24 protein-coding genes and 3 pseudogenes are annotated in these 19,295 nt (G+C 35.2%); 9 read left to right on the top strand and 18 right to left on the bottom strand.

Annotated elements, in window-relative coordinates:
• Positions 1-15: 15 nt before the first annotated feature.
• The gene (locus ACUXEY_RS03415; RefSeq protein ID WP_461300104.1) at positions 16-960 is read right to left on the bottom strand and encodes a ring-cleaving dioxygenase; all 945 of its coding nucleotides are present in this window, start codon (positions 958-960) and stop codon (positions 16-18) included.
• Positions 961-1,327: 367 nt separating this feature from the next.
• Here ACUXEY_RS03415 and ACUXEY_RS03410 point away from each other — a divergent pair.
• Positions 1,328-1,444: pseudogene (locus tag ACUXEY_RS03410) on the top strand (N-acetylmuramoyl-L-alanine amidase C-terminal domain-containing protein); the annotation flags it as partial.
• Between the two features lie 44 nt (positions 1,445-1,488).
• On the opposite strand, the gene ACUXEY_RS03405 reads toward ACUXEY_RS03410, so the two are convergent.
• The 5 genes and pseudogenes from ACUXEY_RS03405 to ACUXEY_RS03385 all read right to left on the bottom strand — a co-directional run.
• Positions 1,489-1,746, bottom strand: a complete 258-nt coding sequence (locus tag ACUXEY_RS03405) for a hypothetical protein (RefSeq protein ID WP_087985658.1) — start codon at positions 1,744-1,746, stop codon at positions 1,489-1,491.
• A 55-nt stretch (positions 1,747-1,801) separates the two neighbouring features.
• Complete coding sequence (locus ACUXEY_RS03400) at positions 1,802-2,185, bottom strand: hypothetical protein (protein WP_087957616.1); 384 nt, start codon at positions 2,183-2,185, stop codon at positions 1,802-1,804.
• A 190-nt stretch (positions 2,186-2,375) separates the two neighbouring features.
• Positions 2,376-2,633 (bottom strand): hypothetical protein, encoded by a 258-nt coding sequence (locus tag ACUXEY_RS03395; protein ID WP_071737263.1) that lies wholly within the window; start codon positions 2,631-2,633, stop codon positions 2,376-2,378.
• A gap of 18 nt (positions 2,634-2,651) precedes the next feature.
• Complete coding sequence (locus ACUXEY_RS03390; RefSeq protein WP_236805537.1) at positions 2,652-2,795, bottom strand: hypothetical protein; 144 nt, start codon at positions 2,793-2,795, stop codon at positions 2,652-2,654.
• 14 nt (positions 2,796-2,809) lie between these two features.
• Positions 2,810-2,905: pseudogene (locus ACUXEY_RS03385) on the bottom strand (restriction endonuclease); the annotation flags it as partial.
• 49 nt (positions 2,906-2,954) lie between these two features.
• Here ACUXEY_RS03385 and ACUXEY_RS03380 point away from each other — a divergent pair.
• Positions 2,955-3,110 carry a hypothetical protein gene (locus ACUXEY_RS03380; protein WP_461300103.1) on the top strand — a complete coding sequence of 52 codons (156 nt, stop codon included), beginning with the start codon at positions 2,955-2,957 and terminating at the stop codon, positions 3,108-3,110.
• Positions 3,111-3,146: 36 nt separating this feature from the next.
• Here ACUXEY_RS03380 and ACUXEY_RS03375 read toward each other — a convergent pair whose 3' ends face one another.
• From ACUXEY_RS03375 to ACUXEY_RS03355, 5 genes are all read right to left on the bottom strand, one after another.
• Positions 3,147-3,404, bottom strand: coding sequence for a hypothetical protein (locus tag ACUXEY_RS03375; protein WP_461300102.1), 258 nt, complete (start codon positions 3,402-3,404; stop codon positions 3,147-3,149).
• A 408-nt stretch (positions 3,405-3,812) separates the two neighbouring features.
• On the bottom strand, positions 3,813-4,145 hold the full coding sequence (locus ACUXEY_RS03370; protein WP_242255649.1) for an immunity protein Imm33 domain-containing protein: 333 nt from the start codon (positions 4,143-4,145) through the stop codon (positions 3,813-3,815).
• A gap of 336 nt (positions 4,146-4,481) precedes the next feature.
• A complete protein-coding gene (yhaM, locus tag ACUXEY_RS03365) occupies positions 4,482-5,426 on the bottom strand; it encodes a 3'-5' exoribonuclease YhaM (protein WP_461300101.1) in 945 nt (314 codons plus the stop codon).
• 41 nt (positions 5,427-5,467) lie between these two features.
• Complete coding sequence (locus ACUXEY_RS03360) at positions 5,468-8,392, bottom strand: ATP-binding protein (RefSeq protein ID WP_461300100.1); 2,925 nt, start codon at positions 8,390-8,392, stop codon at positions 5,468-5,470.
• Positions 8,389-9,630 carry a metallophosphoesterase family protein gene (locus ACUXEY_RS03355; RefSeq protein ID WP_461300193.1) on the bottom strand — a complete coding sequence of 414 codons (1,242 nt, stop codon included), beginning with the start codon at positions 9,628-9,630 and terminating at the stop codon, positions 8,389-8,391. The genes ACUXEY_RS03360 and ACUXEY_RS03355 overlap by 4 nt, the downstream gene beginning before the upstream one ends.
• Before the next feature lie 168 nt (positions 9,631-9,798).
• On the opposite strand from ACUXEY_RS03355, the gene ACUXEY_RS03350 reads away from it, so the two are divergent.
• Positions 9,799-9,984, top strand: a complete 186-nt coding sequence (locus ACUXEY_RS03350) for a YhzD family protein (protein ID WP_001970593.1) — start codon at positions 9,799-9,801, stop codon at positions 9,982-9,984.
• 26 nt (positions 9,985-10,010) lie between these two features.
• Here the strand turns inward: ACUXEY_RS03350 and ACUXEY_RS03345 are convergent, their stop codons facing one another.
• The gene (locus tag ACUXEY_RS03345; protein ID WP_461300099.1) at positions 10,011-10,373 is read right to left on the bottom strand and encodes a hypothetical protein; all 363 of its coding nucleotides are present in this window, start codon (positions 10,371-10,373) and stop codon (positions 10,011-10,013) included.
• Between the two features lie 153 nt (positions 10,374-10,526).
• Between ACUXEY_RS03345 and ACUXEY_RS03340 the strand changes: the two genes are divergently transcribed.
• Complete coding sequence (locus tag ACUXEY_RS03340; RefSeq protein ID WP_000273536.1) at positions 10,527-10,667, top strand: YflJ family protein; 141 nt, start codon at positions 10,527-10,529, stop codon at positions 10,665-10,667.
• A 65-nt stretch (positions 10,668-10,732) separates the two neighbouring features.
• Here the strand turns inward: ACUXEY_RS03340 and ACUXEY_RS03335 are convergent, their stop codons facing one another.
• From ACUXEY_RS03335 to ACUXEY_RS03320, 4 genes are all read right to left on the bottom strand, one after another.
• The gene (locus ACUXEY_RS03335) at positions 10,733-11,131 is read right to left on the bottom strand and encodes a hypothetical protein (protein WP_461300098.1); all 399 of its coding nucleotides are present in this window, start codon (positions 11,129-11,131) and stop codon (positions 10,733-10,735) included.
• Between the two features lie 107 nt (positions 11,132-11,238).
• Positions 11,239-11,673: a hypothetical protein gene (locus ACUXEY_RS03330; RefSeq protein WP_429600835.1), complete on the bottom strand. Its 435-nt coding sequence runs from the start codon at positions 11,671-11,673 to the stop codon at positions 11,239-11,241.
• Between the two features lie 159 nt (positions 11,674-11,832).
• Positions 11,833-12,477: a response regulator gene (locus ACUXEY_RS03325; protein ID WP_000876838.1), complete on the bottom strand. Its 645-nt coding sequence runs from the start codon at positions 12,475-12,477 to the stop codon at positions 11,833-11,835.
• Positions 12,467-13,684, bottom strand: coding sequence for a sensor histidine kinase (locus ACUXEY_RS03320; RefSeq protein ID WP_461300097.1), 1,218 nt, complete (start codon positions 13,682-13,684; stop codon positions 12,467-12,469). The genes ACUXEY_RS03325 and ACUXEY_RS03320 overlap by 11 nt, the downstream gene beginning before the upstream one ends.
• Positions 13,685-13,787: 103 nt before the next feature.
• On the opposite strand from ACUXEY_RS03320, the pseudogene ACUXEY_RS03315 reads away from it, so the two are divergent.
• Both ACUXEY_RS03315 and ACUXEY_RS03310 read left to right on the top strand, forming a co-directional pair.
• Positions 13,788-13,972: pseudogene (locus tag ACUXEY_RS03315) on the top strand (hypothetical protein).
• A gap of 327 nt (positions 13,973-14,299) precedes the next feature.
• A complete protein-coding gene (locus tag ACUXEY_RS03310) occupies positions 14,300-15,292 on the top strand; it encodes a zinc-dependent alcohol dehydrogenase family protein (protein WP_461300096.1) in 993 nt (330 codons plus the stop codon).
• A gap of 21 nt (positions 15,293-15,313) precedes the next feature.
• On the opposite strand, the gene ACUXEY_RS03305 is transcribed toward ACUXEY_RS03310, so the two are convergent.
• The gene (locus ACUXEY_RS03305) at positions 15,314-16,081 is read right to left on the bottom strand and encodes a transglutaminase-like domain-containing protein (RefSeq protein ID WP_461300095.1); all 768 of its coding nucleotides are present in this window, start codon (positions 16,079-16,081) and stop codon (positions 15,314-15,316) included.
• Between the two features lie 166 nt (positions 16,082-16,247).
• Between ACUXEY_RS03305 and ACUXEY_RS03300 the strand changes: the two genes are divergently transcribed.
• From ACUXEY_RS03300 to ACUXEY_RS03290, 3 genes are all read left to right on the top strand, one after another.
• Positions 16,248-16,928 carry a FadR/GntR family transcriptional regulator gene (locus ACUXEY_RS03300; RefSeq protein ID WP_461300094.1) on the top strand — a complete coding sequence of 227 codons (681 nt, stop codon included), beginning with the start codon at positions 16,248-16,250 and terminating at the stop codon, positions 16,926-16,928.
• A 70-nt stretch (positions 16,929-16,998) separates the two neighbouring features.
• A complete protein-coding gene (locus ACUXEY_RS03295; RefSeq protein WP_461300093.1) occupies positions 16,999-18,189 on the top strand; it encodes an MFS transporter in 1,191 nt (396 codons plus the stop codon).
• 56 nt (positions 18,190-18,245) lie between these two features.
• Entirely contained in the window at positions 18,246-18,551 is a 306-nt protein-coding gene (locus ACUXEY_RS03290) for a hypothetical protein (protein ID WP_461300092.1), read from the top strand.
• Between the two features lie 425 nt (positions 18,552-18,976).
• Here the strand turns inward: ACUXEY_RS03290 and ACUXEY_RS03285 are convergent, their stop codons facing one another.
• A complete protein-coding gene (locus tag ACUXEY_RS03285; RefSeq protein ID WP_000637511.1) occupies positions 18,977-19,288 on the bottom strand; it encodes a YbjQ family protein in 312 nt (103 codons plus the stop codon).
• Positions 19,289-19,295 lie beyond the last annotated feature (7 nt).

The following is a 19,295-nucleotide window of genomic DNA, read 5'->3' as shown; positions in this document are numbered from 1 at the left end:
ATATTTTCTCTTCTATTATTTCTCTTCAATAGGTGCTAATTTCGCTTCAATTTCTGCCCGCTTTTCTTCTAAGAACGGCGGTAAATCAAGTTTTTCTCCTAAATGTTCCACATCTCCATCAACTGTAAATCCTGGTCCATCTGTTGCAATTTCAAATAGGATTCCGTTTGATTCGCGGAAGTATAAGCTTTTAAAGTAGAAACGGTCGATAATACCTGAAGAATGGAAACCTTTTTGTATTACCTGTTCTTCCCAGTAAGCAAGCTCCGCATCATTTTTCACACGAATTGCTAAATGATGAATGCTACCACGGCCCGGCTTTTCAGTAGGGCCATCTAAATATTTCACAACGATTTCTCCGAAAGCTTCTCCTTTCATAGACTGGAAAATCGCTTCTTCATCGCTTCGGCTAACCTCTGTATAACCAAACATCTCTGTAAGTGTACTCGCCAGTTTATCAATTCTACGTACTGTCATTTCCACAGAACCCATTCCTTGAATTTGATGCTTTGCAGGAACTTCTGATTTCTCCCAAGTTTCCCAGTGCTCCACTTTTTCTCCGTTTGAAACGAGTAGCACGAGGCGAAGACCTTCCGCATCCTCAAATTGCAAAGCAGGACGATTTGCATATGTTGTTATTTCACTATGTTTCACACCAAACTTCTCAAATCGTTCTTTCCAGTAATGTAAACTTTCCTCTGACGGAATGAGTAATCCAATTCGCGTAATTGCATTCGTACCGCGGTACGTTTTTCCTACTAAAGGAATTTCAAAAAACGATAATTCCGTGCCTGGACTTCCTGTTTTATCTCCGTAAAATAAGTGATACATGGATGGGTCATCTTGGTTTACCGTCATTTTCACACGGCGTAAACCAAGTACATTTTTATAAAAGTGATTATTCTCACTTCCGTTTTTTGTAACCATTGAAATGTGATGGTGCCCTTTAATTTCATACATTGATAATTCCTCCGTTTCATTTTACTAGTCAAGTGATAACTAAAAAAATAACATTTCCCACAACTAATATGGTTTTTAGCGTTTCAATTTATTCTCATTATGTTTTTGTAAATTCATCTTAGTTTTTACTGCATAAGTTACTTTGTTTTGTAAGTCGAAAGCAAGTGAGTGTATGTTTTTCATATGACTCAATCGCTTTCGTTACTATCACTTTACAACTCAAGTGATTAAAAAGCAAGAGAAAAATCTCAAATTCGAGATATTTTTTTAATGAATAACATTTTGGACTGGAGAATGGTTTAGTAAATATAAAAAACATTAGTGGAGAAAAGAACCGTCAATCTAGATTAAAGTTGCAACGCCATCAGCAAAACAAAACATCATCAAATCAGGAGCTTTCTCACCCTATGAAACACCTGATGGGCAACTTAATGGAATGAAAAGATACCTTGATCGTAGATGTTGGTGGTATGAGGTTAAGTAAGATAAGATCCTTCCTGTTGGGTGGCTTTTTTTATGTTCGTTTCATTATGCTTCATATGCCATGCTATCTGGAAATTCTTCGTTCTTTCTAAGACATCGCACAATCCTAGTACACGCACAATTAAAATAATGTTCTCTCATATTTAAGGAATCCACTGGAGCTTGCTCTATGTCATAAAACATTCGTTCCTTTTTATTATAGTGCATCTTACCTATTTTAGCGGGTGATTCAGAAGGATAGTATTGATAAACAACTATCTCTTCATTCTCAAATTCTTTAGTCATTAATAAACATATTGCCATAAATAAGGCCCCCTTTATTTATATTGAATTTCATGTTTGGAGTTGTGGAAAATAACTAGCCTTCTTTTACAAATTCAATATTGATTCTATCAACTTCAATTTCAACATACTTGTTAAAGTATTCACTGTGTTCCGGGAATATTTCATCTTCGTCTGTAATAATAATCCCTGCATCAATAAACTCAGGATTTAATATTCCACTAATACGATACTTGAAAGAATTATCAATTCTCTTTAAATTTTTCACTCCATCTATTCCTTCATTTATTTCAATATCATCAAAAACTGTAATGTCGAGAATAACAGGATAATTTTTTCCTTCTTCAATTTTATATGGACAAACAGTGGAGAATCCCGTAAACACTACACCGTTAATATTTATTGTAACTGCCTCTTCGATTAGCTCATCGATTTTTTCTACATATGCCATGTATTTCATATTTTTTCCTCCTATTATTAATCAACAGGGTTTATAGATTAATAATCTACGTTTCAATAATACTCTTCTTGGCAGGGGAAAGATGTTACTGTAAATGAATTCTATTTATAAGTCTATTAACCTAGTAACAGTATGAAAAAAAAACGACTCTTTATTTGAGCAGGTTTTTTTTATATCTTTGTTTGTTGTTCTATACTCCATATGTCATTTCGTCCAAAAATTCTCCGCCATTCCTCAGGCATATTACTATCCTAGAAATCGCACAATTAAAGTAATGCTTTCTTGTTCCGATTGATTCTTCTGGAACAGGTTCTAAATCATAAAACATTTCTTCTTTTTTATGAAAATACATTTTCCCAACTTTTTCTGGTGATTCAGATGGATAATATTGATATACAACTATCTCTTCATCTTCAAATTCTTTATTCATTGTTATATGGATTGCCATAGTGTATCTCCTCCATTTTTATTCTGCATCTATATCAGGTATTTTCCAAGGGCGACCAGATCTTAAAGTTGCATCATGTGCTGTTTTATAATCAGTTTTAAAAATTCCTTCAAATCGAGATTCGAATATTTCATGACGAATTAAGTCCATATCTGATTTCAAAAATTCCCCACATACTAAATTCGTAACTTCATCATATGAATGAGCGCATCACCATCGATTAACTCAATGTTTTTGTTCGCGGCATATTGCCATGTGTTTTTATTAAAATGAATTCAGAAACTTATATTGTGTGGGCTGAAAAAGGGAGTTACTTAAATCTTGATACAGGATAAAGATGTTGCTAGCACTGTAGGTGTAGGATTTACAATTGATGCAAAGGTAAATGTTAAAGGATCACTACAATATAAAGTATATAATAGTAAAGGCGAAACATTCTATATTACTGCAAGTCCGACATATGTAATAATAAAATAAAAACAAGCTCTCAATACTGAGAGCTTGTTCTTATTTTTACGATTGTGAAAATAAGAATTCAGGGAATTCAACTAAATTAGGTGAATTTCTTACATGTTTTTGTATAGCGCCAACTGCTTTAAGAAAATAATAATTTGCACCTTCACCTTTAGCTGGTTCTAATTCTACAGATCTTTTTTCTAGTTTATTAAATTGAATTTTCCCTGCTTTTTCTTCATCTTCACAAGGAAAAAAACGATAAACGACTTCCTCTTTATTTTCATATTCTTTAAATAAGTCTACACAAACTCCCATATTATCAATCTCCTTACTGGTTAAAATTATGAGACAAAAAGAAAAAAATGTAAATACAGAAATTTTAGATTAGTACAACAATGTGTATATAAAATAAAATCTGCTTAATTGCAAATAGAACCTATGTGTGTGCAATTACGCTAATAAAATAAAAGGGCATCCCCAAACGGAAATGCCCTTTTATTTCAGGTTTAAATTACACCCATCCCTTTTAATATCTCAATTAAACTAGTATAGAAGTATTCACATGCCTCTGTCTCAGAATTAAATGTCTTAAGATTACTCTTTGTTCCTTGCTCACTATAATATTTTATATTCTTTTCGAAGATATTTAATGAACTCACACTTGTTAAATTTACATCTCCTCGAACTATTTTACCTTGTTGTCTTTAGATTTTCGTATTCTCATCAAACTTCTTTACCAGTTAAATTATCAACAAATCTTATTTTTCCATTTTCAGAAACTAATTGTAAATCACTACCTATTGGTAGTTCGTATATTCCCAGAATGGCCGGTTCAATATTTGCTACAGTATTAAAATCACATACTACTAAATTATCAGGATCATTAATATAATCATCATCATCAATTTCTGAAAAAAATCTCCAACCATTATCTACCGCATCTATTGATTGCTCTCTCAATATCCATTTCAATTTTCCTGTTTCATTTATTATATTTTTTGAAACAATACAGGCCCCAGCTTTTTCAATAAATTCAATAGGCTCTTTTTGATTCATATTTTTTCCATCCTTTCAATTAAACTTGATCTATATGGGAATTTTCTAGCGTATTCAATAGCTGAAAATCCTGTACTATCTTTAGAAGACTTCCCATACTCCATTCTGTTCATTTAAACAATACGATTCGTTTGATAATCCACCCTTTAAACTATATAAATCCTTTGACACCTCTTCTTGTAATAATTTCTGTTCTAACCCATTTTTTCACATGTTTAGAACTTACCCTTTTCAATGATTCTTCTTCAATTATTTCCTTTTAACTATTTCATTTTTAATAAAAAAACAGCCTCACTAAGCGTATTAACACTTAATGAGGCCACTTTATTCACACTATTAATTATGGAACGACGGTTTATAGAACGAACGATTATCAAGAGCAAAGACACGTTCTGTGTATTCGCCTGGTTTTGTGCGTCCTAATGCACGGTCCATCATATTCATTTTTGCATCTAAGTTATCGATGTAGTGCAGAATTTCTGCCTCTTTTACTAATGGTGGTTTTGGGCTACCCCATTCTGCTTTTCCGTGGTGAGAAAGGACGATGTGTTGAAGAATTAATACTTCTTCTGCATCGATTTGCAGCTCGTCTGCTGCTTTACCAATTTCGTTCACCATAATAGAAATGTGGCCTAGTAAATTTCCTTCTAACGTGTACGTCGTAGAAATTGGGCCAGATAATTCGATTACTTTACCAAGGTCGTGTAAAATAACGCCTGCATATAGTAAGTCTTTATCTAATGATGGGTATAGATTTGAAATAGCTTTCGCTAAATCAAGCATCGATACGACGTGATACGCTAATCCAGATACGAACTCGTGATGGTTCTTTGTCGCTGCTGGATAGTCTAAAAATTCGTTTTGATGCTTATTTAATAAATGTCTCGTTAGACGTTGAATATTCGGGTTTCTCATTTCAAATATGTATTGCGTAATTTTCTCGACCATATCTTCTTTTTTCACTGGCGCTTTTTCTACGAAATCTGAGATGTCCGTTACTTCATTTTCATTCGCAACTCGGATTTGTTTCACACGTAATTGAATACGTCCTTTGTAGTTTAAAATGTCACCAGCTACTTTAACGATCGTTTCCGCTACATATTGTTTCTCAACTTCTGGTGATACGTCCCATAGCTTCGCTTCAATATCTCCACTTGGATCTTGTAAGATTACTGTTAAAAACGGCTTTCCATTGCTTGCTAGACCTTTTGTCGCTGTTTTAATTAACAAGAAAACATCGACTTGTTCACCAACTTCATATTCTGCAATTTTCTTTTTCATTCGAATTCCTCCACCAAATCAATTACTTTTAGTATAGCACACTACAACTCATTTTCTTTACGCTTACGCACTAATTTTATAATCTGTTTTTCTGTAAAATACGTTAGTAAATGCGCATGACATGTAAAGAAGATGACTTGTCTATCTTTTGCGATTTCCTTTATTAGTTCAATTGTGCGATTCGTCCTTACCGCGTCAAAGTGCACGAAACTATCATCAATAATAAATGGATAATCATGCTCAAATGTTTTCGCTAATGCAAATCGTAACGATAAATATAACTGCTCCGCTGTCGCTTGGCTTAGTTCATGACTGTAAAAACGCATACCGTCATTACGCTCAACGATGAATGGCTCTGCCTCTGACGGTGAAAAAATTTTACTATATCGTCCGCCTGTTAAATACACAAAATACTCTTCTGACTTTTGTAAAATACGAGGAAGATGTACTTCGTGATAATATTGCTTCGTTTTCGTTAACACTGTCTTTGCGGCCGCATACGCAGCCCACTTCTTCACTTGTTCACGCACTTGCGCTTTTTTCATTTCCCATTCGTGTAGTAAATCACCGTACGTACTTCCTTCTTCTAAATTCGCAATTTCCATACGATGCTTCGCAATGCGCTCTGTTAGTTCTTTTTCCTTCGTAAGACAGTTTTGTGCGGCTGTCATTTCTTGCTTTAATTTTTCATCATAACCGTCAGCCTCATAATGTTCATCTAATGATAAACTCGTTAAACGCTGTTCTAACAGATCAATTTGCGGTAATAAACGCCCTACTTGCTTCTCAGCATCTTCACGTTTTTCCGCCAGTTTACCTGCTTCTAAAAACATCTCTTCATCTGTAGAATGTGCGATATGCCATAAACTATCTCGTTCTACTAACAGTTGTTTCAATTGCTCTTGCATGAACGCATATTCTTCTTGCCATTCAGCTAGCTTCTCTTTTAGCTGCTTACAAGTTTGGCGCTTTTCTTTCTCATTTTGCATACGGATTTGCGCCTCGTGCAACTTACTATACTCCGCACTACCGATAACAGTTTCTAGTTTATGTTCAAAATGCGAAATCATTTCATATAATGAAGATTTACGCTCACTTTTCTTCTCTAAATCACGATATAATTGTTGCATTTTTTCCATACGCTCAAACGCTGGCAATATGTGCGCATACGTATAAAAATCAGGGAACGTATAGCGCATTTTATACACATTTACTTGCTCGCTCGTGCGGAACGTTTCTCGCTCCCATTCCTCATACGATGAAACGACTTTATCATACGATCGCTCCATTTGCTGCAACTTATACGACTCGCGCTCAAATAACTTCCGAATCTCTTCATCCTTTTCTAACTCATAGCGTACAGACATTGCTTCTTCACTTTGTCTTCCGCCAGCACTTTGCTGAAGAGTTAGAAGTTCTTCTTGTAATCCACTTGACGGATCTTTATATAAAACGAGGGCAAGAACAATTCCTACAAAAACAATGACACTAATAAATAAGAGCGGGCGGTTGTCCATAAATAAGCTCGTGAATAAAATGCCTGTGTTAATAAGAAGTAACAGAAGACAAATTCTTTGCCACTGTTTTTTCTTTTGCATCGCTGCTCCTGCTTTTTCCTCATACTTGCGCTTCATTCTCTCTGCGCCCATACCGATAAACGCCGCATCTTGGAACGACTTCTCTTTCTCAGCTAACGCATTTCGCTCTTCATCCGCTAACATTTGTTGCTTAATTTGTCTTATATTTTCTTCTTGTTCTTCTAACTGCTCCTGCGCTACTTTAAAACGATCATCAAGCTGTGTTTTTTGCGTTTCTAATTCACGCGCCTTTTGTACTGTTTGCGTAATTAACTCTTTCGTTGCCAAACTCATATCAAACGACAGGACTGTTTCTTTTTCAAAAGTAGCACCGATTTGTTGCTCTAGTTCTGTCAGTTCTTCTTTTATATTCGTAATCGTTCCTGTCAGATCACGCATTTCTTGGCGTGCATTTTCATAAGACATGTGCTGCATTCGAAGTTCTTCTACATAACTTTCTTTTTGTAAAAACTCTTCATCTATTTGAATCGATTCCATTTCCGATTGCACAGTCTCTATTTTTTTATGGAGTGAATCCACTTGTAATTGAAGCGGCTCCATCTTCGCCTTAATCGCTTCATAACGCGCCATTCCGTTTACAGGAAACTGCCCGTTCTCGTTTTCTAACACTTTCTCATGCGCACGCTTTTCAATAACGAGAGGCTCTAGCGCTGCTAATATTTCATAATCTTGCTTTCGTTTTTCTACACTCTCTTTTTCCATACGAACAGAAGCAAGTTTCTCTTCACTTTCTTTTAACTGCCCCACTTGCTTTTCATACGTGCCAATTTTCCCTTGCCACTCTTTCATCTTCTCTTCAAGCTTCTTCATTTCTTGCAGTGATACATTAATCTCTGGCTTACGCCCACTCGGCTTAAAGCGCTGATCCATTTCTTTTTCTAGCTTTTTATCTAGCTGCAACAATGCATCACTTCCGACTGCGCTTGCTGAAAATAAATAATTTCCGATATCCGCTTCGCCGAGCTGATGAATGTTTTGAAGACCGTGCATATCAAATGAAAAGACAGATTCAAATAAACTTTCATTCATCCCGCTTAATATATCGTGTAAAATTTCCTCGCCGCCTGTTTTCCCGTCTTCAAAATAAACGGTTACCTCGCCAGCTGCTGTCTTTGGCAACCGCTCAATTTTCAAACGACCGTACTTCTCTGTTTCCACAGTCATCGCACCGCCATACTTGCCGCCTTCTTTCGGCTCATAACGGCGCTGTCCTCTCGTCGGAAAACCGAATAAAATACTTTTCATAAATGAGCGAATTGTCGATTTCCCCGCTTCATTTTCACCGTATAAAACAGTCAGCATTGACAGATCCATTTCCACATTTTCTAATTTTCCGTATCCATAAATATGGAGTTTTTCCATTCTCATTTCTTATCCCTCTCTTGCTGGAATAATTGTTCTAAAATAATATTTTCTGCTTCCTTTTGAATCTCTTTCTTCTCTTCTTCTGTAAAAGATTCAATACTATTACGCGCTACAGGAGATGTCCAAATCGTGCGCAACACGCCATCCATATTAGTGAAGGCTTCTAACTCTTTTAGCACACTACCGACGAAATGATTTTCTTCTTTCAAACGCTCGATTTCTGCAAAAGAAACTGTCTCATTTTTCCACTTCATCGCATATACGAAATCTTTTCGCTCTTCGCCCGCTGCTAAAATATGAAAAATCTCTTCCACACGTTTTTCATCGCGTAAATAAGGAGAAAGTGTTCCCTGACCTGTAAATACGACGGTTAAAAGCGTCCCTTCCTCTTCTCTTCGGCATTCATTCATCGCACTCGATACGCTCGTCATAAGTTCATCAACAGTTTCAAATCCGTCAATATTTACTTCTATCTCATCCCACACAACATCCGCCGTATGGAAAAATGAACAGTGCGTGCCTTGTTTCGTAAGTTCAATAAGGTACGCACCCTTCTCGCCCGTTTCCTTACGATGACGTCCTTGTATATTACCTGGATAAATAATGCACGGCTCTTCTGATAAAATTTCACGTTTATGTATATGGCCAAGAGCCCAATAATCAAACTGCTTTTCTTTCAGCTCCCGAATTTGAAACGGTGCATAGCGATTATGCTCTGCATCCCCTTCCACACTTCCGTGAAGCATACCAATATGAAAAGGCGCATCACTCATTTTCGTATACTGCGCTGTCATATTATCCGTTACCGCTTGCTGCAAATAACTAAAACCGTAAATAGAAGCTAACAACTCACCATTTTTATAAAATGATTTCTCTTCTACAAAAGGCTCCATAAACACGTGAACATTTTCCGGAAACTCAATTGCTGCCCAGCTTCCCCCTAAATGATCGTGGTTACCGTGAATAATAAAAACAGGGATATCGTACTGCGAAAGTCTCTTCATTTGCTCGCGCACAAACACTTGCGCTCTCAAACTTCTCGTCTCCGCATCATACAAATCCCCGGCTAGTAATACGAAATCAACGCGCTCTTGAATCGCTTTATCAACAATACGCTCGAACGATTCAAACGTACTCTGCTTCATTCTTTCCCAAACAGACTGCGGTACATTCATCTCCATCCCTTTAAACGGACTATCCAAATGCAAATCAGCCGCATGTATAAACTTCACTTGTTTCACAAATAACGATCCTTTCTTTTTCCGTACTTTACTACGAATAGTAAATCTAGTACCCATAAAACTTCCCCTTTATTTTAACACGCAATGTCATATATTTCTTTGCATATTCTATTGATTTATGCCAAAATAGTTATAAGATTCTGATTTTTATTATTGGAGGGAATTTTCATGGGAGTATACGTTCTAACAGTCTTTGAAAAAGATGGTTCAAAAGCATTAGACGAATCATTCGAGGCGGCAACTGAAAAAGAAGCGAAAGCAAAAGGTGAATCTATTTTACATGAAAAAGGATTGTATGAAAAAACACATCGCTGCACATCTTCTGCAGGTAAGCTCGTTTTATTCCAGCGCTAAAAAAAGAAGCGTCATCCGCTTCTTTTTCACTCTACTATATCTTCGTCACACCACGTAAACGTCACATCTAGAATGCGATTACCGATACGTACGCGCTTATTCCATTTTCCTGTTTGGATCTGATGTTGCAATTCTGCTTTCATCTTTTCCGTCCAGTCGTGAATCGTTTCACTACCGTTGTACGGATATACGCTTGGAAACTCTTTCTGCAGTAGATGCAAGCTCTCTGCATCAAAATGAAAATGGAAGAAGTAGTTTGCTGTAAGCGATGGTTCTTGCAATCGTAAAAAATGATCATCAATTTGCTTTCTATTTCGATAGAAAGTAAAGATATTCACTTTACCGCTCGTAATTTGGTCAATTTGAATTTCGTGCTTCTCTATAATCACGTCTTGCCCACCTCGTTATATACTACCTTTAGTATATATGTCTTTTGCAACAAAGTTAACCATTTTCGCGCGAAATTCATTTCCTTCATTATATTACCTGTACCTCCATATGCAATCAGAACAAATAAAACAAAGTTGAAGGGGAGCGATCACATGTATTTCGGAAGCAAAGGTTGGTATGTAAAAGAACTTAAAAAATTAGGTATTCGTACTTATGAAGGTAAAAAACTAGAGTCGTATCGTACGCATGTGTTATCTAGTTTACTTGAGAGAATGAAGAAGGCTTCGGCTTAATTAATGTAGGAAGCAACTACGGTTGCTTCCTTTTTATATAGTGGAAAAAAAGAAATAATCCTATCTTAACGTTCTATCTTTACCGTTATACTCTCTTGATAAAAACCATCCATTATCAACTGAATCTCTATTACCAAAACTCTTTCTAGATAATCATTCGTACATACTTTAAATTCCCCATACTTATTAACCCGTCCGCTTCCAACATACATATCACCACTTGTTATGACAATTGTTGAATGAGGTTCTGCACGACCCAACACAAAATTATGACCATATTCCACAGAAGCTATCGTTATTTTTTGATGCATATTATTAATTGAACCTATACATTTCTTTTTACACAAATTAACATTACTTTCTTCAGTCCTCGAAAACGCCAGATTCCTGTTAATCTTTTCTGAAGACGAAGCAACATTCCCCAGCCAAATAAACCTATCAAATGTAGTAATAGGTAGAAACATCTACGCTAACTCCCCCATTCTTCCTTCTCGTTTTTATCGACTACAATCTTTTGTTGAAATTACATCGTTAATTTATATATAAATATAAAAAAATATTCTTTTTCCATTCAATTTCGCACTGTTAATTTGTATAGAATACATAGAATACTATTTTTCACCCCAGATGCAATGACAACACTACACAAAATAATCCACAATCCATTAAAAGTAAATCCACCTTCAAATGTGTTAATAATAATTATGTTGCCGATTATTAAAAGAATCCATGAAATGGAATACTGTTTTCCATTTGTAATATATAAAATTCCATCCTCATAACAAACTGTAATTCCTCCACCTTGCCAAACACCGATAGCGAAAGAAAAAAGCGTAACTGCCAATAACTCTGCTTGTAAATCTCTAGTCATCGGTTGCGGCGCCGTATAAGTAATAATCCCTATCATCATGAGAAAAGTAATAATATGTATCCAGTTTAATTTTGTTTGTTTACTTTGCAGCCAAATAAAGAAAATTACTACAGAAATTAAAAACAAAGTTGCCATTTAATTATTCTTCTTCCTTTCCCACATTAAAAACGTCTGTGTAATGCAATTAGAGCGTTCTTAAATCTCTCATACTTTCTAAAGCATAACATGAGAAAATAATAAAAAAATCGTACAAAAGGGCAAGCCTATAATGTACGATTGGGCATATATAATGTTTTAAAAATGAATTAACTTCCTTTCAATAGATACAGCTACTGCTTCTGACCTTGAATTAACACCTAATTTATTGTATATATTTGTTAAATACGCTTTTACTGTTCGCTCTGCTATTCCCATATCGAATGCAATTTCTTTATTCTTATTTCCACGCGCAATAGCTTTCAACACAAACAATTCTTTTTCTGTTAAGTTATTTTCTTCAACCTTATCAGCATATACTTCTTTCCTTTTATAATTCACTATTTTTTCCATAATATTGGGTTGTAGTAAAATCTCACCTCGAATAGCCGCCTCCAATGTTCGAAACAAATTCTCACGATCCGTATCTTTTAGCAAATATCCTTTTGCTCCTAACTCAATTCCCTTTAACATTAATTCGTCTTCGTTATAAGTAGTTAATATAATAATCGGCGTATGATTTTGTTTTTTATTTAAAGCCTCAATTGTTTCTAAACCACTCATTTTAGGCATATTTAAATCCATTAAAATAACATCAGGTTTCTTTTTTTCTATGAAAGAAAGGGCTTCTTCTCCGTTTGCAGCCTCACCTATAATTTGAAATGAATCACTCGTTTCTATTATTAATTTCAGACCTTCTCTTACAACGAAATGATCATCCACAATTAATACGTTATACTTCATCGCTATCTCCTTCATTATTGATAGGTACTTGAATACACACTTTCGTACCCTTCATCTTTTCACTCAATATATGTATTTCTCCATTAATCAATCGAACTCGTTCATTTAAGCCAATTAAGCCGTAATGTCCAGGATTCTTACCGATATATCCAGTGTCAAAACCAATTCCATTATCTTCAACTTCAATAGTAAGTTTTTCAAGGTTATCGCTATATTCAACTTTCAAATGTACATCTGTTGCCTGCGAATGTTTTGCGATATTCGTTAAACATTCCCTAATTACATATAAACAATGTTCCTTTACTAATCTTGAAATATGCGGGGGGCTTTGAATAGTAAATCTCACATGTATAGACGTAGCCTCAGAAAAACGTTGAACTTCTTCCTCTACAGCTTTATTAAATGAATTAGTAGTATGACGCAAATCATCAATAACCAGCCTGGCGTCATGTAAAGTTTGTCTCGCTCTTATCATAGTTTGTTTCATAATCTCTTGAGATCGCCTTGTATTCCCTTTTTGCATATGGGCGTCTATTGCTTCCAATTGCATAATTAAGCTCGCTACACCTTGCGCTAATGTATCATGTAAATCCCTTGCCATTCGCTGCCTTTCATTAGCTAATGTCAATTCTTCTACTCTCATATATGCAGACTCTAACTCTTGAATGTAGCTCTGTATACGATTACGTGCATCATATTGCTGCTTATTAATATAAGAAAAAGGAATAATAATTGCTAGTACTAAAAGGAACATAGAGATAAGAATAGCTACTTTATTCACACCATAATTCATACTAATCGCAGTACAAAATATCGCATACATGAGAGTAAAAACTGCCATTACTTTAAATATATTGTTATAAACATATAAACTTTGGGCAATTAAAATAGGGGTTAATCCAACAAAAATTGCTATTGAACCATTTGGTACAATAAATGCAGCAAGAAACACAATGAAGAGTTGTACAAAAAAGAAATACAACAATTGTCTATTCTTTAATGAACTTGCATACCAATGAAAGATAGTATGAATAACAATAATTATTGTGAAGAAGAAACTATCCATTGAGAGAATATTATTACGAAATTCTAAAAGCATTGAAGCTATATATACGAGTGTAATCCATAAAACAATAAACCTTCTTGGAATAAATACCGCTTCCAATACATTTGTATCCACGTCTATATTTGAATTCATTTTTTTCATATTCGACCTCCACCATTATATTATACAAGATGCAGCTTACATTTTGATAAAGTGAAACTTTAATTAGTGGGGCTTTTTCCCATCCCCATTACAGAATATAAATATGAAATATTGCATATCGAAATGCATTGATATAATTGTAAGCGCTTACTATAATAAGCGTATAAAGATTTATTGCATCTTACTATTAAAAAAGGAGGCACTCATATGGAAATCGCAATGGCAGTTTTAAAATTTGTAGGTGGAGTAATTCCATTAGTTCAAGAACTTTTAAAAGCATTCATGTAAGGTTATCATTCAGCAATTATCTATAATAATTATCATACAAATGATCTGTATATCAAAAGCAAATTGATACACAGATCATTTGTATGATAAAACTTTATACGAGAACTATGTAACCTAGTAGAACAATACTGATACATCTATCTCAAGTTAGAAAAAGATGCTCACAAGGGCGTCTTTTTCTTATATTACTATGTATTCAGAAGACATCGATTTTATCAAATAGATAAACGACGAATTTCTGTTCCCTTTTATTTTTTGATAACGAAATAATCACTCCAACCAAAAATGCTATAATAAACCCAATCAAACTAAGGGGGCACATTTATCTTGCACGGAAAACACATTCAATTTCACAAGTTTGGCAACCCAAAAGACGTATTACAAGTTGAATATAAAAATATAGAACCATTAAAAGATAATGAAGTTCTCGTTCGTATGTTAGTTAGGCCGATTAATCCATCTGACTTAATTCCAATAACAGGAGCGTACGCTCATAGAATCCCATTACCTAACATACCTGGTTATGAAGGTGTCGGTATTGTAGAAGATGTTGGTGCGGGCGTTACGAGAGACCTTATCGGTAAACGTGTTTTACCGTTACGCGGAGAAGGTACTTGGCAGGAGTATGTGAAGACATCAGCTGATTTTGTAGTCCCTATTCCTGATTCCATCGATGATTTCACAGCGGCACAAATGTATATTAATCCTCTTACGGCGTGGGTTACTTGTACAGAAACGTTAAACTTACAGAGTAATGACGTTTTATTAGTGAACGCTTGCGGATCCGCTATTGGACATCTATTTGCGCAGTTATCACAAATTTTAAACTTCCGATTAATTGCTGTTACAAGAAATAATAAGCATACAGAAGAATTACTGCGCCTTGGTGCTGCATATGTAATTGATACTTCCACTGCCCCGCTTTATGAAACCGTTATGGAATTAACGAACGGGCTCGGTGCGGATGCTGCGATTGACTCTATCGGAGGACCGGATGGAAATGCATTAGCTTTCTCCTTACGTCCAAACGGGCACTTTTTAACGATTGGTCTTCTATCAGGAATACAAGTGAACTGGGCAGAGATTGTCACGAAAGCAAAAGTGCACGCGAACATATTTCATTTACGACATTGGAATAAAGAAGTGTCACCATATAAATGGCAAGAAACGTTCCGTCACTTAATTCACTTAGTAGAAAATAAACAATTACGTTTTATGGAAGTCCATTCTACGTATGATTTAGCGGATGTGAAAACGGCGGTTGATGTCGTGCAGTCTGCTGAGAAAACGAAAGGGAAAGTGTTTTTGACGAGTTATTGAATGTAAAGGAAACGTATACGTTTAAATAACAGTATTCGTTAAAACTTCTTGTTTTAATTTAAGATACAAATTGGTAAAACGTTTTATTTCATTTTGATATTTATGGAGGTTCCTATGTCCGCTATAGGTTTCTATTCCTACTTCGGTTAGTTTATTAATTACTAATTTCCATTCCTCCCATACTGTTGTTTCGCTTAACATTCCATTATAAAATTTATCAAATTGATCAATAAGATAGAAGTTTGATAATATCTCTGATACATCCCTTTTTGTGTTTAAGGCAACAATACAAAAAGGGATTATTTTTTGTGTCGTTGGTATAGATTCTCTAGTAAAACTCATTCTCTTTTCTAACCAATGATTGATATCCAAAACACCAAATGCTGTATCAATAGGAATCCATTGTTTGAGATTATTGTTGTAGTACTCCAGCCACCTATGATCGTTATGATTCCAACCAAATATCGAATAGAAATCCCCATGTTTTTCAATTAAATTAAGCGAAAAGTTTTGTCTTTCCATACTTTCGGAATGAGAATTTATTTCCAAGATCCACCTAGTTTCTATTCCTATATGAGTTAATACTTTTTCGACTACCTTTGCCTGCTCTGCGCAATTCCCTGCTCTTCTCGCTAAAATCTCTTCTACTGTCCTTTCCACGTAATCAGTTTGTACCCATTCAAACTCTTCATTTAACCAAGCAAAGATTGTATTCACTTTTTCGCTTTCATCTTTTATTCCTTGTATTCTCTCATTAATTTCATTACATATTCCAACATTAAATTCCAACTTCAAGTTCCCCCTTTACCTTTTCATCTACAATATTTTAACATATTTATTAATTTTCAAATATCGATAGTCTCATTCTGCTCCATACTTACATTGTCTAAAAATAACATTGTCAATCGAACTTAAATTGGTTATCATAAAAACGAATATAACAGGAGATGAGCAGATGAATATGAACGAAAAGAAATCTTTTTCAAAAGTTTCTCGGCGGAAATTAGTCGATGAAGTGCTGGAACGTCTACAAGAGAAAATCTTTTCTGGCGAGTATGAAGTTGGTGATCGCCTCCCTACAGAGCCGCAGTTAATGGAAGAGTTAGGAGTTGGACGTTCAACATTGCGAGAGAGCATAAAGATATTAGTACATGCCGGCATATTAGAAGTTCGCCAAGGACAAGGTACTCGTATTGTTTCACTCAATACAACGCAAGATTCATTTGAAAAACGACTGCAAGCAGCTAATATACATCATGTGTATGAAGCACGAAATATGTTAGATAAAGAAGTAGCGATGTTAGCGGCACAGCGCCGAACCGACGAGGATCTTTTATACTTAAAAGGACATTTGAGTAAAAGAAAAAATGCCCTTCAAGAAGGAAATTATGTAGCATACATAGATGCAGACATTCAGTTTCATCTAGCCATTGCAAAGGCGAGCAAAAACGAAGTTCTACTTGATTTGTATCAATCTTTCGTACCTGCCCTTCGCCACATTTTAAGCCAATTCATATTAAATACAGTGGACTATGAAGATAACTCAGACATTCATGAAAAGTTATTCCAAGCTATTTTAAAACAAAATGCCGAAGAGGCACAAACATACGCCATTCAAAATTTGGAGCTGAAATAAGCTCCTTATCTATTACATCAAAACATCAGATGATATACTGAATAACATCTGATGTTTAAGAGAGGAGAAAATGGAATTGAAACATCAAGAACGAACTTATTTGTATATACTAGCACTATTTTTTGTTTCTATTAATTTGCGTATCGGAATTACATCTGTTTCACCTGTATTAGAAACAATCCGACAAGACTTAAATATAAGCAATTTTTCCGTTAGTTTTTTAACAGCTATTCCTGTTTTTTGTATGGGGACATTCGCCTTACTGACTGGGAAGGTAATAAAAAAATATGGGGCAGAAAAATCAATTATGGCTTGCCTTATTTTAATCGGCTTGGCAACATGTATGAGGGCTTTTACCTTTTCCATTTCTACATTATTTGCCAGCTCTTTATTTATCGGTATTGGAATTGCACTTGCAGGTCCGTTACTATCAGGGTTTATTAAAGAAAAATTCCCTACGAAAATCGGCTTAATGATTGGCATATATTCAGTAGGTATGGGAACTGGCGCTTCTTTAAGTGCAGGGTTAACGATTCCTTTACAACATGTGTTAAAAGGATCTTGGAATATGGCACTCGCTTTTTGGGGTGCACTAACTATTATCGCTATTATATGTTGGTATCCCGTTATGAAACGAAAAAAGAATACGAGTACACAAAATAAAAAGAATAATAGCTTGCCTTTAAGAAATAAAAAAGCATGGTTGTTTACAATCTTTTTCGGGCTACAATCAGGAATCTTTTACTCTATTACAACTTGGCTTGCGCCGGCAAATCAAAGTATGGGTGTCAGTGGCGAACATGCGGGGACTCTTATAACTGTTTTTACAGTGATTCAAATGATATGTAGCTTTTTAATTCCAACATTAGCGGATATTTATAAAAACAGAGCACTTTGGTTATTAGGGAGCATATGCTTTGTACTCGTAGGTTTATCGCTTATGATTTACCCACTAACTACACCATGGCTTCCTTCAATTTTACTAGGTATCGGGCTCGGCGGCGTATTTCCACTCGCTCTTATGCTGCCGCTATATGAAACAAAAACTTCAGGAGATGCGAGTGCATGGACTGCTATGATGCAGTCAGGAGGATATATTATGGGCGGATTCATTCCTGTCCTAGCAGGAATCGCTCGTGACTATTTTAATAGTTATACGCAAGTTTTTATTATAATGGCACTTTTAAGCTTCGTTTTATTCCTATTAACTTTAGTCATGAATAAAAGAAAAAGTGAAGCGAAAGATCTTATTTCCGCTTAAATTTAAAATGTTAATATATGGTATAATTTAATTAAAAAACGAAAGGAGCTTCTAACATGTGGTTCATTTCGGCAATTTGGCCTGTTATACTAGTCGGGGGAATTGTAGTATTTGTAATAAAAAGATTGGAACATAAATATAAGCACGGAAAATTGGGTAAGAAAAAATCAAAAGAAGCTCAAATTTTATTAGACAGTTTCATACCTATAGGAATGCTTGTTGGCTGTATAATCGGTTTGATTTTCGGCATGTTTTTCCCCGATTTCTCACTGCTTTTAGTTAGTTTAGGAGCTGGAATAGGCTATTTATTTGGATTTTTCGCCTATGAATTTTATAGCAAGACAGGAAACAACTTTTCATAATCCAAAAGAAATAAGCGGGACAGTGCATAGCGGTCATACAACATATGTACTGTCCTTTATTTTTGCATCAACGTTATCACCTTACCTTTCACATCCTATACACCTTTTTAATTGATTTTCCTCTCCTCCCTCTTTTGTATATTCGCTTTTTTGTTTTCATTAGATCTATATCCATAGTAAAGTAGAGCACATGTGATAACAGATCCTACAATGTATCCTAAAAAACATCCTAACCAAAACATAATGTAATCGCCTCCATTCATAATAAATTTTATGTACTATAACTCTTTACATGCTCAATCGTTTATTTCTATAAACTATACACTCTTTAAAGCGTTCTTGGTATCTCCATTTTAACTGTAGTCATAAAACAAAAAAATCCCCTCAAAGCATAACTTCAAGGGGCGAGCCTGTTTTTTATTTACTTATATACGTACAGCTGTACCACTTACAGCAACCATTAACATTCCATCACGAACAACCTCGTAATCTACGTCAACGCCAACGATAGCGTTCGCACCTTTTTGTTTTGCAAGTTCTTTCATTTCATCCATTGCAATATCACGAGCTTCTTTTAGCTTGCTTTCGTAAGAACCAGCACGACCACCGACAACATCACGAACAGATGCGAATAAGTCGCGGACAATATTTGCACCCATAATAGCTTCACCATTTACAATATCAATATACTCAATAATTTCTTTACCTTGAATTCCAGAAGTTGTTGTTACAATCATGACTGAC

This window comes from Bacillus sp. F9_6S_D1_P_5 (assembly GCF_054823925.1).
This window is presented reverse-complemented; position numbering and strand designations above follow the sequence as displayed.

Coding starts and splice junctions, on each gene's coding strand:
- ACUXEY_RS03415 (WP_461300104.1), bottom strand. CDS start 960: ATGTATGAAATTAAAGGGCACCATCACATTTCAATGGTTACAAAAAAC.
- ACUXEY_RS03405 (WP_087985658.1), bottom strand. CDS start 1,746: ATGGCAATATGTTTATTAATGACTAAAGAATTTGAGAATGAAGAGATA.
- ACUXEY_RS03400 (WP_087957616.1), bottom strand. CDS start 2,185: ATGAAATACATGGCATATGTAGAAAAAATCGATGAGCTAATCGAAGAG.
- ACUXEY_RS03395 (WP_071737263.1), bottom strand. CDS start 2,633: ATGGCAATCCATATAACAATGAATAAAGAATTTGAAGATGAAGAGATA.
- ACUXEY_RS03375 (WP_461300102.1), bottom strand. CDS start 3,404: ATGGGAGTTTGTGTAGACTTATTTAAAGAATATGAAAATAAAGAGGAA.
- ACUXEY_RS03370 (WP_242255649.1), bottom strand. CDS start 4,145: ATGAATCAAAAAGAGCCTATTGAATTTATTGAAAAAGCTGGGGCCTGT.
- yhaM (WP_461300101.1), bottom strand. CDS start 5,426: ATGAAAAAGAAAATTGCAGAATATGAAGTTGGTGAACAAGTCGATGTT.
- ACUXEY_RS03360 (WP_461300100.1), bottom strand. CDS start 8,392: ATGAGAATGGAAAAACTCCATATTTATGGATACGGAAAATTAGAAAAT.
- ACUXEY_RS03350 (WP_001970593.1), top strand. CDS start 9,799: ATGGGAGTATACGTTCTAACAGTCTTTGAAAAAGATGGTTCAAAAGCA.
- ACUXEY_RS03340 (WP_000273536.1), top strand. CDS start 10,527: ATGTATTTCGGAAGCAAAGGTTGGTATGTAAAAGAACTTAAAAAATTA.
- ACUXEY_RS03335 (WP_461300098.1), bottom strand. CDS start 11,131: ATGTTTCTACCTATTACTACATTTGATAGGTTTATTTGGCTGGGGAAT.
- ACUXEY_RS03330 (WP_429600835.1), bottom strand. CDS start 11,673: ATGGCAACTTTGTTTTTAATTTCTGTAGTAATTTTCTTTATTTGGCTG.
- ACUXEY_RS03325 (WP_000876838.1), bottom strand. CDS start 12,477: ATGAAGTATAACGTATTAATTGTGGATGATCATTTCGTTGTAAGAGAA.
- ACUXEY_RS03320 (WP_461300097.1), bottom strand. CDS start 13,684: ATGAAAAAAATGAATTCAAATATAGACGTGGATACAAATGTATTGGAA.
- ACUXEY_RS03300 (WP_461300094.1), top strand. CDS start 16,248: ATGAATATGAACGAAAAGAAATCTTTTTCAAAAGTTTCTCGGCGGAAA.
- ACUXEY_RS03295 (WP_461300093.1), top strand. CDS start 16,999: ATGGAATTGAAACATCAAGAACGAACTTATTTGTATATACTAGCACTA.
- ACUXEY_RS03290 (WP_461300092.1), top strand. CDS start 18,246: ATGTGGTTCATTTCGGCAATTTGGCCTGTTATACTAGTCGGGGGAATT.
- ACUXEY_RS03285 (WP_000637511.1), bottom strand. CDS start 19,288: ATGATTGTAACAACAACTTCTGGAATTCAAGGTAAAGAAATTATTGAG.